At 55.0% G+C, this 11,921-nt stretch carries 17 protein-coding genes; 12 read left to right on the top strand and 5 right to left on the bottom strand.

Annotated elements, in window-relative coordinates; all coding sequences use genetic code 11:
* The 5 genes from AB7E14_RS12685 to ruvX all read left to right on the top strand — a co-directional run.
* The coding region (locus AB7E14_RS12685; RefSeq protein WP_428169570.1) for an endonuclease at nucleotides 1-138 on the top strand (138 nt) is incomplete at its 5' end.
* Between the two features lie 79 nt (nucleotides 139-217).
* Complete coding sequence (gene rsmE / locus AB7E14_RS12680) at nucleotides 218-949, top strand: 16S rRNA (uracil(1498)-N(3))-methyltransferase (protein WP_044328336.1); 732 nt, start codon at nucleotides 218-220, stop codon at nucleotides 947-949.
* Between the two features lie 12 nt (nucleotides 950-961).
* Nucleotides 962-1,909 carry a glutathione synthase gene (gene gshB, locus AB7E14_RS12675; RefSeq protein WP_042998056.1) on the top strand — a complete coding sequence of 316 codons (948 nt, stop codon included), beginning with the start codon at nucleotides 962-964 and terminating at the stop codon, nucleotides 1,907-1,909.
* Nucleotides 1,910-2,083: 174 nt separating this feature from the next.
* Complete coding sequence (locus tag AB7E14_RS12670; RefSeq protein WP_216081842.1) at nucleotides 2,084-2,647, top strand: YqgE/AlgH family protein; 564 nt, start codon at nucleotides 2,084-2,086, stop codon at nucleotides 2,645-2,647.
* On the top strand, nucleotides 2,647-3,063 hold the full coding sequence (ruvX, locus tag AB7E14_RS12665; RefSeq protein WP_042998058.1) for a Holliday junction resolvase RuvX: 417 nt from the start codon (nucleotides 2,647-2,649) through the stop codon (nucleotides 3,061-3,063). Before AB7E14_RS12670 ends, ruvX begins: the two co-directional genes overlap by 1 nt.
* A gap of 13 nt (nucleotides 3,064-3,076) precedes the next feature.
* On the opposite strand, the gene AB7E14_RS12660 is transcribed toward ruvX, so the two are convergent.
* On the bottom strand, nucleotides 3,077-4,057 hold the full coding sequence (locus AB7E14_RS12660) for a type IV pilus twitching motility protein PilT (protein WP_316962855.1): 981 nt from the start codon (nucleotides 4,055-4,057) through the stop codon (nucleotides 3,077-3,079).
* A 17-nt stretch (nucleotides 4,058-4,074) separates the two neighbouring features.
* On the opposite strand from AB7E14_RS12660, the gene AB7E14_RS12655 reads away from it, so the two are divergent.
* From AB7E14_RS12655 to hemW, 5 genes are read left to right on the top strand one after another with little or no spacing between them, the layout of a single operon-like run.
* Entirely contained in the window at nucleotides 4,075-4,779 is a 705-nt protein-coding gene (locus tag AB7E14_RS12655; RefSeq protein ID WP_044263978.1) for a YggS family pyridoxal phosphate-dependent enzyme, read from the top strand.
* A gap of 18 nt (nucleotides 4,780-4,797) precedes the next feature.
* Nucleotides 4,798-5,364 carry a YggT family protein gene (locus AB7E14_RS12650; protein ID WP_042998061.1) on the top strand — a complete coding sequence of 189 codons (567 nt, stop codon included), beginning with the start codon at nucleotides 4,798-4,800 and terminating at the stop codon, nucleotides 5,362-5,364.
* Nucleotides 5,361-5,651: a DUF167 family protein YggU gene (gene yggU / locus AB7E14_RS12645; protein WP_044255664.1), complete on the top strand. Its 291-nt coding sequence runs from the start codon at nucleotides 5,361-5,363 to the stop codon at nucleotides 5,649-5,651. Before AB7E14_RS12650 ends, yggU begins: the two co-directional genes overlap by 4 nt.
* Before the next feature lie 7 nt (nucleotides 5,652-5,658).
* Nucleotides 5,659-6,252 (top strand): XTP/dITP diphosphatase, encoded by a 594-nt coding sequence (locus tag AB7E14_RS12640; RefSeq protein ID WP_044328338.1) that lies wholly within the window; start codon nucleotides 5,659-5,661, stop codon nucleotides 6,250-6,252.
* Nucleotides 6,245-7,381, top strand: a complete 1,137-nt coding sequence (gene hemW / locus AB7E14_RS12635; protein ID WP_058587590.1) for a radical SAM family heme chaperone HemW — start codon at nucleotides 6,245-6,247, stop codon at nucleotides 7,379-7,381. The genes AB7E14_RS12640 and hemW overlap by 8 nt, the downstream gene beginning before the upstream one ends.
* A 118-nt stretch (nucleotides 7,382-7,499) precedes the next feature.
* Here hemW and ansB read toward each other — a convergent pair whose 3' ends face one another.
* The 4 genes from ansB to trmB all read right to left on the bottom strand — a co-directional run bounded on the left by ansB (nucleotide 7,500) and on the right by trmB (nucleotide 10,553).
* The gene (gene ansB / locus AB7E14_RS12630) at nucleotides 7,500-8,546 is read right to left on the bottom strand and encodes an L-asparaginase 2 (protein WP_042998066.1); all 1,047 of its coding nucleotides are present in this window, start codon (nucleotides 8,544-8,546) and stop codon (nucleotides 7,500-7,502) included.
* 189 nt (nucleotides 8,547-8,735) lie between these two features.
* Nucleotides 8,736-9,455, bottom strand: coding sequence for a DUF2884 domain-containing protein (locus AB7E14_RS12625; protein WP_042998067.1), 720 nt, complete (start codon nucleotides 9,453-9,455; stop codon nucleotides 8,736-8,738).
* Nucleotides 9,456-9,507: 52 nt separating this feature from the next.
* Nucleotides 9,508-9,834, bottom strand: coding sequence for a YggL family protein (locus AB7E14_RS12620; RefSeq protein ID WP_042998068.1), 327 nt, complete (start codon nucleotides 9,832-9,834; stop codon nucleotides 9,508-9,510).
* Nucleotides 9,834-10,553 (bottom strand): tRNA (guanosine(46)-N7)-methyltransferase TrmB, encoded by a 720-nt coding sequence (gene trmB, locus AB7E14_RS12615; protein ID WP_058587589.1) that lies wholly within the window; start codon nucleotides 10,551-10,553, stop codon nucleotides 9,834-9,836. Before trmB ends, AB7E14_RS12620 begins: the two co-directional genes overlap by 1 nt.
* Nucleotides 10,554-10,715: 162 nt before the next feature.
* On the opposite strand from trmB, the gene mutY reads away from it, so the two are divergent.
* Together mutY and AB7E14_RS12605 are read left to right on the top strand one after the other, a co-directional pair.
* Complete coding sequence (mutY, locus tag AB7E14_RS12610; RefSeq protein ID WP_130097881.1) at nucleotides 10,716-11,768, top strand: A/G-specific adenine glycosylase; 1,053 nt, start codon at nucleotides 10,716-10,718, stop codon at nucleotides 11,766-11,768.
* Nucleotides 11,769-11,795: 27 nt separating this feature from the next.
* On the top strand, nucleotides 11,796-11,921 hold a 126-nt coding region (locus AB7E14_RS12605), incomplete at its 3' end, for a Fe(2+)-trafficking protein (protein WP_428169569.1).

Raw genomic sequence — 11,921 nt, 5'->3', positions numbered from 1 at the left:
CAAACCCAGCTTTTCAATGCCTGGAACAGGCTGTATCCGGTCACCGACTGGGAGTGTGAGCGCGGCGAACGGATCGCGAAGATTCAGGGAAACCATAACCCTTACGTGCAACGCGCTTGCCAGGCGCAAAAGAGCTAACCTACACTAGCGGGATATTTGATTAACCCCTTACCCCGCGCGGCGAGCCTGCGTGGGGAGATGACGCGGATTTTTTACTATGCGCATTCCCCGCATTTATCACCCAGAGCCCCTTACCGCCGGCAGTCAGATTTCCCTGTGCGAAGATGCCGCCAACCATATCGGACGCGTTCTGCGGATGGGACCAGGTCAGGAATTGCAGCTGTTTGATGGCAGCAATCAGGTTTTCGCCGCTGAAATCACCCGCGCCAGCAAGAAAAGCGTCGACGTAAAGGTGCTGCAGAGCGAGATTGACGATCGTGAATCGCCGCTGCACATCCATCTTGGCCAGGTCATGTCGCGCGGCGAGAAGATGGAGTTCACCATTCAGAAATCGATCGAACTGGGTGTAAGCCTCATTACGCCACTTTTTTCTGAACGCTGCGGCGTTAAACTGGACAATGAACGTCTGAACAAGAAGCTCCAGCAGTGGCAGAAAATCGCCATTGCCGCCTGCGAACAGTGTGGTCGCAACCGGGTGCCGGAAATTCGCCCGGCGATGGATCTGGAAGCCTGGTGTGCAGAACAGGACGAGGGATTAAAGCTGAACCTCCATCCGCGCGCCAGCGACAGTATTAATACATTGCCGTTGCCGGTTGAGCGTGTTCGTTTGTTGATTGGCCCGGAAGGCGGGCTGTCAGCAGAGGAAATCGCCATGACCGCACGCTATCAGTTTACTGATATTCTGTTAGGACCTCGCGTTCTGCGTACTGAGACAACTGCGCTCACCGCCATTACCGCGCTTCAGGTGCGATTTGGCGATCTGGGCTAACGGAGAAGAATAATGATCAAGCTCGGCATCGTGATGGACCCCATCGCAAGCATCAATATCAAGAAAGACTCCAGCTTCGCTATGCTGCTGGAAGCGCAACGTCGTGGTTACGAACTTCATTATATGGAGATGGCCGATCTTTATCTGATTAACGGTGAAGCCCGCGCCCGCACGCGTACCCTGAGCGTCGAGCAAAACTATGATAAATGGTATGAGTTTACCGACGAGCAGGATCTGCCGCTGGACGCCCTCGACGTCATTCTGATGCGTAAAGATCCGCCGTTTGATACCGAGTTCATCTACGCCACCTATATTCTGGAACGCGCGGAAGAAAAAGGGACGCTGATCGTCAACAAGCCGCAGAGCCTGCGTGACTGTAACGAAAAGCTGTTCACCGCCTGGTTCTCTGACCTGACGCCGGAAACGCTGGTCACTCGCAACAAAGCGCAATTGAAGGCGTTCTGGCAGAAGCACAGCGATATTATTCTCAAGCCGCTTGACGGCATGGGCGGCGCGTCGATCTTCCGTGTTAAAGAAGGCGACCCGAACCTCGGCGTGATTGCGGAAACCCTGACCGAGCATGGTACCCGCTACTGCATGGCGCAGAACTATTTGCCAGCCATTAAAGATGGCGACAAACGCGTGCTGGTCGTCGATGGCGAACCGGTTCCGTACTGCCTGGCGCGCATTCCGCAGGGTGGCGAGACCCGTGGCAACCTGGCCGCTGGTGGTCGCGGCGAACCACGTCCGTTAACCGAGAGCGACTGGGAAATTGCGCGCCGTATCGGGCCGACGCTGAAAGCCAAAGGACTGATTTTTGTCGGTCTGGATATCATTGGCGATCGTCTGACCGAGATTAACGTCACCAGCCCGACCTGTATCCGCGAGATTGAAGCCGAATTCCCGATCTCCATCACCGGGATGCTGATGGACGCCATCGAAGCACGTTTGCAAAAATAACCAGCCATGAACCAGTGCTGTAGGCCTGATAAGCGTAGCGCCATCAGGCTGTAAGACACCGATGCCGGAGAGCGACACAGGCGTCTTATCCGGCCTACAGTAGTGACATCCGTGCGCTTTACCCACATACTGACCCCTGTTGCTTTTTTGAACCAGGAAACAGAACCTCTGACAATGAATTTACAGCATCACTTTCTTATTGCCATGCCTGCTCTCCAGGATCCGATTTTCCGCCGTTCAGTGGTGTACATTTGCGAACATAACGAAGATGGCGCAATGGGGATTATTGTGAATAAACCTCTGGAAAATCTCCAGATTGAAGGGATTCTGGAAAAACTAAAAATCGCGCCAGAACCGCGCGATCCGGAGATCCGTCTGGATAAAGCAGTGATGCTTGGCGGCCCGTTAGCGGAAGATCGCGGGTTTATCCTGCACACGCCGCCGTCGCGTTTTGCCTCCAGTATCCGCATCTCGGATAACACCGTCATCACCACGTCTCGCGACGTGCTTGAAACCTTAGGCACGAATGAGCAACCTGCCGACGTGCTGGTTGCGCTCGGTTACTCCTCCTGGGAGAAAGGCCAGCTTGAACAAGAGCTGCTGGACAACGCCTGGCTGACTGCCCCTGCCGATCTCAATATCCTGTTTAAAACACCGATTGCCGATCGCTGGCGTGAAGCCGCCCGACTGATCGGTATCGACATCCTGACGATGCCCGGCGTGGCGGGGCATGCCTGATGAGTGAAACATTACTGGCCTTTGATTTTGGTACCAAAAGTATCGGCGTGGCGATTGGTCAGCGAGTAACCGGTACAGCGCGCGCCCTGCCCGCGATTAAAGCGCAGGACGGTACGCCGGACTGGAACCTGATCGAACGCCTGCTCAAAGAGTGGCAACCGGATGAGATCATCGTTGGCCTGCCGCTGAATATGGACGGCACCGAGCAACCGCTCACCGCGCGCGCGCGCAAGTTCGCCAACCGCATTCACGGGCGTTTCGGCGTTACGGTCACCTTACACGATGAGCGACTCAGCACCGTCGAGGCACGCTCCGGCCTGTTTGAGCAGGGCGGCTATCGCGCGCTGAATAAAGGTAAGATCGATTCCGCCTCCGCCGTCATCATTCTCGAAAGTTATTTCGAGCAGGGCTACTGATCCCATACGTTGCTTAAAGCCGTCCTTGTGCCTGTCGCTGTTGCAGGCTCTGGGCAAAGGTCATCATCCCCATCTGCTGCCCGGTCTGAATGACATGCGGTAACTGATGGGACTTCCCTTCCCGAATCAAATTCCCCGCTGCCGGCGTGTTGATCAGCAGTTCATACAGCGCAACGCGCCCCTCCTGCTTGTCGGGCTCCAGTTTCTGCGACAGTACGGCGCGTAGACTGCCTGCCAGTTGGCTGCGCACCGGGTCTTTTTCCTGCGCCGGAAAAGAATCAATCAGTCGCTCGATCGCCTGCGCGGCACCGCGCGTATGCAGCGTCGCCAGCACCATATGCCCCGTTTCCGCCGCCGTTAGCGCCAGACGAATGGTCTCGCTGTCGCGTAGCTCTCCCAGCAGAATCACATCCGGATCTTCACGCAGCGCCGCGCGTAATCCGATGGCAAATGAGGCGCAGTGCAGTCCTACTTCACGCTGCTGAATCAGGCAGCGCTGGCTGGTGTAGATATACTCGATGGGATCTTCCAGCGTCAGAATATGTCCATCGATATGCTGATTCAGCCACGTGACCATCGCCGCCAGGGTAGTTGATTTTCCGCTGCCTGTCGCCCCAGTCACCAGAATCAAACCATTCTCGCTGCGGAGCAGTTCGGGCAGCACAGAAGGCGTCCCCAGCGTTTCCAGCGTCGGGCACTGCGTCGGCAGCAGCCGTAGCGCCAGCGACGTCCCCTGCCGCTGGTGAAAGGCGCTGGCCCGCAGGCGCTGGTTATCCGCGAGCGAAACCGCGAAATCCAGTTGCCCATTTTGTCGTAACGCCGCCTGTTGCCCCTCATCCAGCCAGTCCGCCAGCTGTCCGGTAATGTCGGTTGCGGTAAAGGGTGCACGCTCCATGCGTCCCCGTCTTCGCCAGCGTGCAGGCCACGCATTGCTTAGGTGTAGATCCGAGACGTTATGCTTTACACTAAGGGCCACAATTTCTTCCATATTCATAGACAGATCCTCGGAAAATGAACGATATCGCGCATAACCTGGCACAGGTCCGGGACAAAATCTCAGCCGCCGCATCGCGTTGCGGGCGCGCTTCAGAAGAAGTTACGTTACTTGCAGTGAGTAAAACCAAACCTGCGAGCGCCATCGAAGAAGCCATCGCCGCTGGTCAGTTGGCCTTTGGTGAAAATTACGTGCAGGAAGGGGTGGAGAAAATTCGCCACTTTCGCGAGAAAGGCATTGCCGGCCTGCAATGGCACTTTATCGGCCCGTTACAATCCAACAAAAGCCGTCTGGTGGCCGAGCACTTTGACTGGTGCCATACCCTCGACCGCCTGCGCATTGCTACCCGGCTGAACGAACAGCGTCCGGCAGAACTGGGACCGCTGAACGTGCTGATTCAAATCAACATTAGCGATGAAAACAGCAAGTCCGGCATTCCACTGGAGGAACTGGACGCGCTTGCCGCTGAGGTCGTCGAATTACCGAATCTTCGTCTGCGCGGTCTGATGGCGATCCCTGCCCCTGAGTCAGATTATGTAAGGCAGTTTGAAGTTGCCCGCCAAATGGCTGTAGCATTTGCCGGGCTGAAAACGCGCTATCCTGACGTCGATACCCTGTCGCTGGGTATGTCGGATGATATGGAAGCCGCCATTGCGGCGGGTAGCACGATGGTACGTATCGGCACCGCCATTTTTGGTGCACGTGATTACACAAAAAATTAAGGAAATCTGAGGAACGCCATGAATACGTTGACCTTCTTGCTCTCAACGGTAATTGAGCTGTACACCATGGTGCTGTTATTGCGCGTGTGGATGCAATGGGCTCGCTGTGACTTTTATAACCCTTTCTCCCAGTTTGTGGTGAAAGTGACGCAACCGATTATTGGGCCGCTGCGCCGTATTATTCCCCCGATGGGACCAGTCGACAGCGCATCGCTGCTGGTTGCGTTTATCCTCAGCTTTATCAAAGCGATAGTGCTGTTTAAAGTGGTGACGTTCCTGCCGATCGTCTGGATCGCCGCTGTGCTGATCGTGCTCAAAACCATCGGCCTGTTGATCTTCTGGGTGCTGCTGGTGATGGCTATCATGAGCTGGGTAAGCCAGGGCCGTAGCCCGATTGAGTATGTGCTGATTCAACTGGCCGATCCGCTGCTGCGCCCGATTCGTCGCATTCTCCCGGGTATGGGCGGCATCGATTTCTCGCCAATGATTCTCGTCCTGCTGTTGTATGTGATCAACATGGGGATTGGCGAGGTTCTGCAGGCAACCGGTAATATGCTGCTGCCGGGGCTGTGGATGGCGCTATGAGTGCCGTAACCCGCTGCGATGACGGACTGGTTTTACGGCTCTATATTCAGCCGAAAGCCAGCCGCGACAGCATTGTCGGTTTACATGGCGACGAACTGAAAGTCGCCATTACCGCCCCGCCGGTGGATGGCCAGGCGAACAGTCATCTGGTGAAGTTTCTCGGTAAGCAGTTCCGGGTGGCAAAGAGCCAGGTTGTCATTGAAAAGGGCGAACTTGGCCGCCATAAACAGGTTAAAATCATTCATCCGCAACAGATCCCGCCAGAAGTTGCGGCATTAACTGATTAGGTATCCTATGCAAAAAGTAGTCCTCGCAACCGGCAATGCCGGTAAAGTGCGTGAGCTCGCGTCGCTGCTCAGCGATTTCGGGCTTGATGTGGTAGCGCAAACGGATCTCGGCGTCGATTCTGCCGAAGAGACCGGGCTAACCTTTATTGAAAACGCGATCCTGAAAGCGCGACATGCCGCACAAATCACCGGTTTACCGGCGATTGCCGACGACTCCGGTCTGGCCGTTGACGCGCTGGGCGGCGCGCCGGGCATCTACTCCGCGCGCTATGCCGGTGAAGACGCGAGCGATCAACAGAACCTGGAAAAGTTGCTGCATACCCTGAAGGATGTGCCGGACGAACAGCGTCAGGCACGCTTCCACTGCGTGCTGGTCTATCTGCGTCATGCTGACGATCCTACACCGCTGGTGTGTCACGGCAGTTGGCCGGGCGTGATTGCGCGTACGGCATCAGGCAACGGCGGCTTTGGCTATGACCCAATCTTCTTCGTGCCTTCGGCAGGCAAAACCGCTGCCGAACTGACGCGTGAAGAGAAAAGCGCGATTTCCCACCGTGGACAGGCGCTGAAGCTGCTGCTGGACGCCTTACGTAATGGTTAAATTGCCGCCGCTGAGTCTTTACATTCACATCCCGTGGTGCGTGCAGAAATGCCCGTACTGCGATTTCAACTCGCATGCGTTAAAAGGTGAAGTCCCGCACGATGATTACGTCCAGCATCTGCTGAGCGATCTCGACGCGGACGTCGCGTATGCGCAGGGCCGCGAAGTGAAGACGATTTTCATCGGTGGCGGTACGCCGAGCCTGCTTTCCGGCCCGGCGATGCAAACGCTGCTCGATGGCGTGCGTGCGCGCCTGAATCTGTCAGCGGATGCGGAAATTACGATGGAAGCAAATCCGGGTACGGTCGAAGCCGATCGCTTTGTCGATTATCAGCATGCCGGGGTGAACCGTATTTCTATCGGCGTGCAGAGCTTTAGCGAAGCAAAACTGAAGCGTCTGGGACGCATTCACGGCCCGCAGGAGGCCTGCCGCGCGGCGAATCTCGCCAGCGGTTTAGGCCTGCGCAGCTTTAATCTCGATTTAATGCACGGCCTGCCGGACCAGTCACTGGACGACGCGCTGGATGACCTGCGCCAGGCAATTGTGCTGAATCCGCCTCATCTCTCGTGGTATCAGCTGACGATTGAACCGAATACGCTGTTTGGTTCCCGCCCGCCGGTGTTACCGGACGATGATGCACTGTGGGACATCTTCGAACAGGGCCACCAGTTGTTAACCGCCGCAGGTTATCAGCAGTATGAAACCTCAGCCTATGCCAGACCGGGCTACCAGTGTCAGCACAACCTGAATTACTGGCGCTTTGGCGATTATCTCGGCATCGGCTGCGGCGCACACGGTAAAGTCACGTTCCCCGATGGCCGCATTCTGCGCACCACCAAAACGCGCCATCCGCGTGGCTATATGCAGGGACGTTATCTGGAAAGTCAGCGCGATGTGGAGCAGGTCGATAAACCGTTTGAATTTTTCATGAACCGATTCCGTCTGCTGGAAGCGGCACCGCGCGCTGAATTTATGCAGTATACGGGGTTGTCGGAGACGGTGATTCGTCAGCCGCTTGATGAGGCCATTGCCCAGGGGTTTCTGACCGAGAGTGAGACACACTGGCAGATCACCCAGCACGGCAAGCTGTTTTTGAATTCGCTGCTGGAACTGTTTCTGGCGGAGTAATACGGTAACGATATAGTGAACGTAGGCCTGATAAGCGTAGCGCCATCAGGCAATTTGCCGGATGGCGGCTGCGCCTTATCCGGCCTGGAACAGGCCAGGACGCAGCCGCCTTCAGCGATTAATACTGATTAAACATCGTCTGGATCTGTTTCGGATCTTTAGTCTGAGTCAGCGCCAGTTGCAGCAGTACGCGTGCCTTCTGTGGGTTCAGAGAACCAGAGGCAACGAAACCGTACTTCGCATCATCGATTTCAGCATCCTGCGTGGTTGAACCGGTCGGAACGCGGGAAGAACGCACTACAACAGTCCCTTTATGCGCTGCGGTTGCCAGCGTATCGAAGACCGTTTTGTACAGGTTGCCGTTACCCACACCAGCGCTCACAATCCCATCATAACCGGCATCCACCAGCGCTTTTGCCGGCAGATCTGAAGCATTCGCGTAGTTATAGACGATACCGACCTTCGGCAGTTCATTCAGCTTAGAAACGTCGAACGGCGTGGAGGTGGTGTGCTTACGCGCAGGCGTACGCTGGTAGTCGATTTTACCGTTATGAATGTAGCCCAGCGGTCCGTAGTTAACGGATTTGAAGGTTGCCACATCGGTGGTGTTGGTTTTGGTCACGTCGCGCCCGTCAAGCACAGTGTCATTCATCACCACCAGCACGCCACGGTTGGCAGAGGCTTTATCCGCCGCTGTCACTACCGCGTTATAGAGGTTGAACGGACCGTCCGCGCTCATTCCGGTAGACGGACGCATTGCGCCAACCAGCACTACCGGCTTGTTGCACTTCACGGTCAGATCGAGGAAGTAAGCGGTCTCTTCCATGGTGTCAGTACCGTGGGTAATCACGAAGCCGTCGGTGCTGTCACACTCGTTATTGATCTTTTTCGCCAGGGTTAACCAGACGTCGTCGTTCATATCCTGCGAACCGATATTGACAACCTGCTCACCCTTAACGTTAGCGATATCCTTAAGTTGAGGAACGGCTTTGACCAGATTCTCTACGCCAACTTTGCCCGCCGTATAGTTAGATTTGGTTGCGGAGTCACCGCCACCGGCAATCGTCCCGCCGGTCGCTAAAATGGTAACGTTCGGTAAGGCGAGTGCTGCACCGCTGAAACCCATTACCAGTGCTGCCAGTGCCGTTTTCCTGAAAAACTCCATGTTATTTCTCCAGTTACGTGAATTTGCCGCATTATCCCAATGCCAGAGCTGAATAATGTGATTTCATCCAATTAACCAGACAAATGTATCTATCAGATTGTTAAATTTAGAGGTGGATATCAAAACGAAGCGGAAAGGCAAAAGAAAATGGCACAGAGGCGATCTGTGCCATTGTTTTATATGAAAACTTTATTTAAGCGTGCTGACCAGCGCCTTGCGGTTATCTTCCAGCGTCACCACGCGGCTGCAGACATCTTTACCGAACTGCTGGAAATCTTTTTCCTGATTCTTCCATTCGGTCTGGATCGCGGATTGTAATCCGCCGAGGCTGCCCAGCACGCCCTGCAGTGGATTCCCACCGCCTTTCAGAACGGCTTTCGCCCCCATCTCATTGATGCTGTCCTGCAAAATGCCGCCCATCGCCTGATTCACCAGTTGCTGACCGTCGGCTCGCACCTGATCGATAGCTTTATAGTGGAAGGTCAGACCGTCGGTACGATGCTCGATAATCCGGTTCATCTGCTCTTTCAACTGGGCATCCAGTTTCGTCAGACGCCCCCGCATGTTACTGCTCTCGCCCACTTCTTTGGCGATAATTTTATCCAGCGCCACGCGCCCTTTTTCAACACGGTTTCTGGCACCTTCATCAATCCACGGCAGCGCGCTGCGCAGTTCGGCCTGGTAATCTTTCGCCTGCTCGCGCTGTGCGGCGCTCAGCGTGTACTGCTTACCGTTGTACATCACATTGCCGTCCGGCGTGATCACCAGGTTGCCGTTTTCACCCTTCACCTGCACCGTTTGCGGGCTCAGAATCACATCGTCACGCGGCGTGACGCTGCACTGGTAGTCTGCATGAGCGGTCATCGCCGTTACAGAAAGGGCTGCCGCCAGCAGCGTTTTGCGCATCATAACTTTCCCTCAAGACAAATCGGGCCAGCAAATGCTGGCCCCGTATGCGTAGTTAGTCCCACCAAACGTCGAAAAGTTCGCTGGTACGCACTTCTTCAAGTTTGTGTTCTTCCAGCCACTTACGCACAATCGCCTGATGTTCTTCAGTGCATTTGCCGATTTCCTGCATGCAGATCAGACCTTCCCAGGCCAGATAACCGCTGCCGTCAAAAGCCAGTTTGTTCGGTTCAATAACGTCATTGATAAAGTCATCAACGGTTTTATCAACCTGCTCTTCAGATGTACCTTCCGGGAAACGCCATGCTACCGAAAATCCTAATTCCTGGAATTCGTCGATATGCATTTTTTTACGCAGACGACGGCTACGGTTCTTTGCCATTATTTCACCCTCTCGAACATTAAGTCCCATACGCCATGACCAAGACGATGGCCACGTTGTTCAAATTTGGTTACCGGGCGCGATGGTGGGCGCGGTACGTAATCGTGACTCTCTGACAGGTTTTTATATCCGTCAATGGAGGACATCACTTCAAGCATGTGCTCGGCATAGGCTTCCCAGTCAGTCGCCATGTGGAACACGCCGCCCAGCTTCAGTTTGCTTTTGACCAGCTCGGCAAACGGTACCTGAACGATACGGCGTTTATTATGACGTGCTTTGTGCCACGGGTCAGGGAAAAAGAGCTGAACCATCGTTAAAGAATTGTCAGGAATCATTTTATGCAGCACTTCGACTGCGTCATGGCACATCACACGCAGGTTCTCAACGCCCTCTTCATGGGCCGACGCCAGACAGGCGCCCACACCAGGCGAGTGAACTTCAATACCGAGGAAATTTTGCTCCGGGCGCGCTTTCGCCATTGCCACCAGTGAGGCGCCCATACCGAAGCCAATCTCCAGCGTAACCGGCGCTTCACGGCCAAACAACGTCGCGAAATCCACCGGCTCTTCGCTGAATTCAACGCCCATCACCGGCCAGTAGTTTTCCAGCGCGTGCTCCTGCCCTTTGGTCAGCCGCCCCTGGCGACGAACAAAACTACGAATCCGGCGCAGTGGACGGCCGTTTTCATCAAATTCCGGTGAGATGACGTCGTTTTTCATAAAAGTTAAGTCTGCTTGTGATTAAGGTCTGAAAACGGGCATTATCCAAAGTTAGTTGCCGGATGCAAGTAAAGGAAGCGCTCACGCTGCGGAAAGTTCCGGTTTACACCCTGTTGCCTCTGTGCTGCAATCTTGCCCCCAACAATAATGAATTCGGTGACCATGCAAGCGTCTCAATTTTCAGCCCAGGTTCTGGACTGGTACGATAAATACGGGCGAAAAACCCTGCCCTGGCAAATTGATAAGACGCCTTACAAAGTATGGCTCTCAGAAGTGATGCTGCAACAGACCCAGGTGACGACGGTCATTCCTTACTTTGAACGGTTTATGGCCCATTTCCCGACGGTGACCGATCTCGCCAACGCGCCGCTGGACGAAGTGCTTCACCTGTGGACGGGGCTCGGTTACTACGCCCGGGCGCGCAATCTGCACAAGGCGGCGCAACAGGTAGCCACACGGCATAACGGCGTATTCCCTGAAACCTTTGAAGACGTGGCGGCGCTCCCCGGCGTCGGGCGTTCAACCGCCGGCGCCGTGCTGTCACTCTCGTTGGGTCAACCTTTTCCGATTCTTGACGGCAACGTTAAACGCGTGCTGGCGCGCTGCTATGCTGTTAGCGGCTGGCCGGGTAAAAAAGAGGTTGAGAAAAAACTCTGGGATCTGAGCGAGCACGTTACACCGGTGAAAGGTGTGGAGCGTTTTAACCAGGCGATGATGGATTTAGGCGCAATGGTGTGTACGCGCTCAAAACCGAAATGCTCGCTGTGCCCGTTGCAGAACAGTTGTGTCGCCTGTGCAAATGACAGCTGGTCACTTTACCCCGGCAAGAAACCGAAACAGACGCTGCCTGAGCGGACAGGCTATTTTCTGCTGCTGCAACATCAGGACGAGGTCTTACTGGCTCAACGCCCGCCAAGCGGATTGTGGGGTGGGTTATTCTGTTTCCCACAGTTTGCCAGTGAAGAGGAATTACGGGAATGGCTGGCGCAACGGCATGTGAACGCTGATAATTTGACCCAACTTAACGCGTTTCGCCATACCTTCAGCCATTTCCATCTGGATATTGTGCCTATGTGGCTTACTGTGTCTTCATGCGGTTCATGCATGGATGAAGGCAACGCGCTCTGGTATAACTTAGCGCAACCGCCATCTGTTGGCCTGGCGGCTCCGGTGGAGCGTTTATTACAGCAGTTACGTACCGGTGCCCCCGTTTAACGCACCGGACGATGAAGAGGATAAGTTATGAGCAGAACGATTTTTTGCACTTTCCTGCAGCGTGAAGCAGAAGGACAGGATTTCCAGCTGTACCCGGGCGAACTGGGAAAACGCATTTATAACGAGATTTCAAAAGAAGCGTGGGCGCAGTGG

It is taken from the genome of Citrobacter sp., assembly GCF_050252275.1.
Lineage (GTDB): Bacteria > Pseudomonadota > Gammaproteobacteria > Enterobacterales > Enterobacteriaceae > Citrobacter_A > Citrobacter_A amalonaticus.
This window is presented reverse-complemented; position numbering and strand designations above follow the sequence as displayed.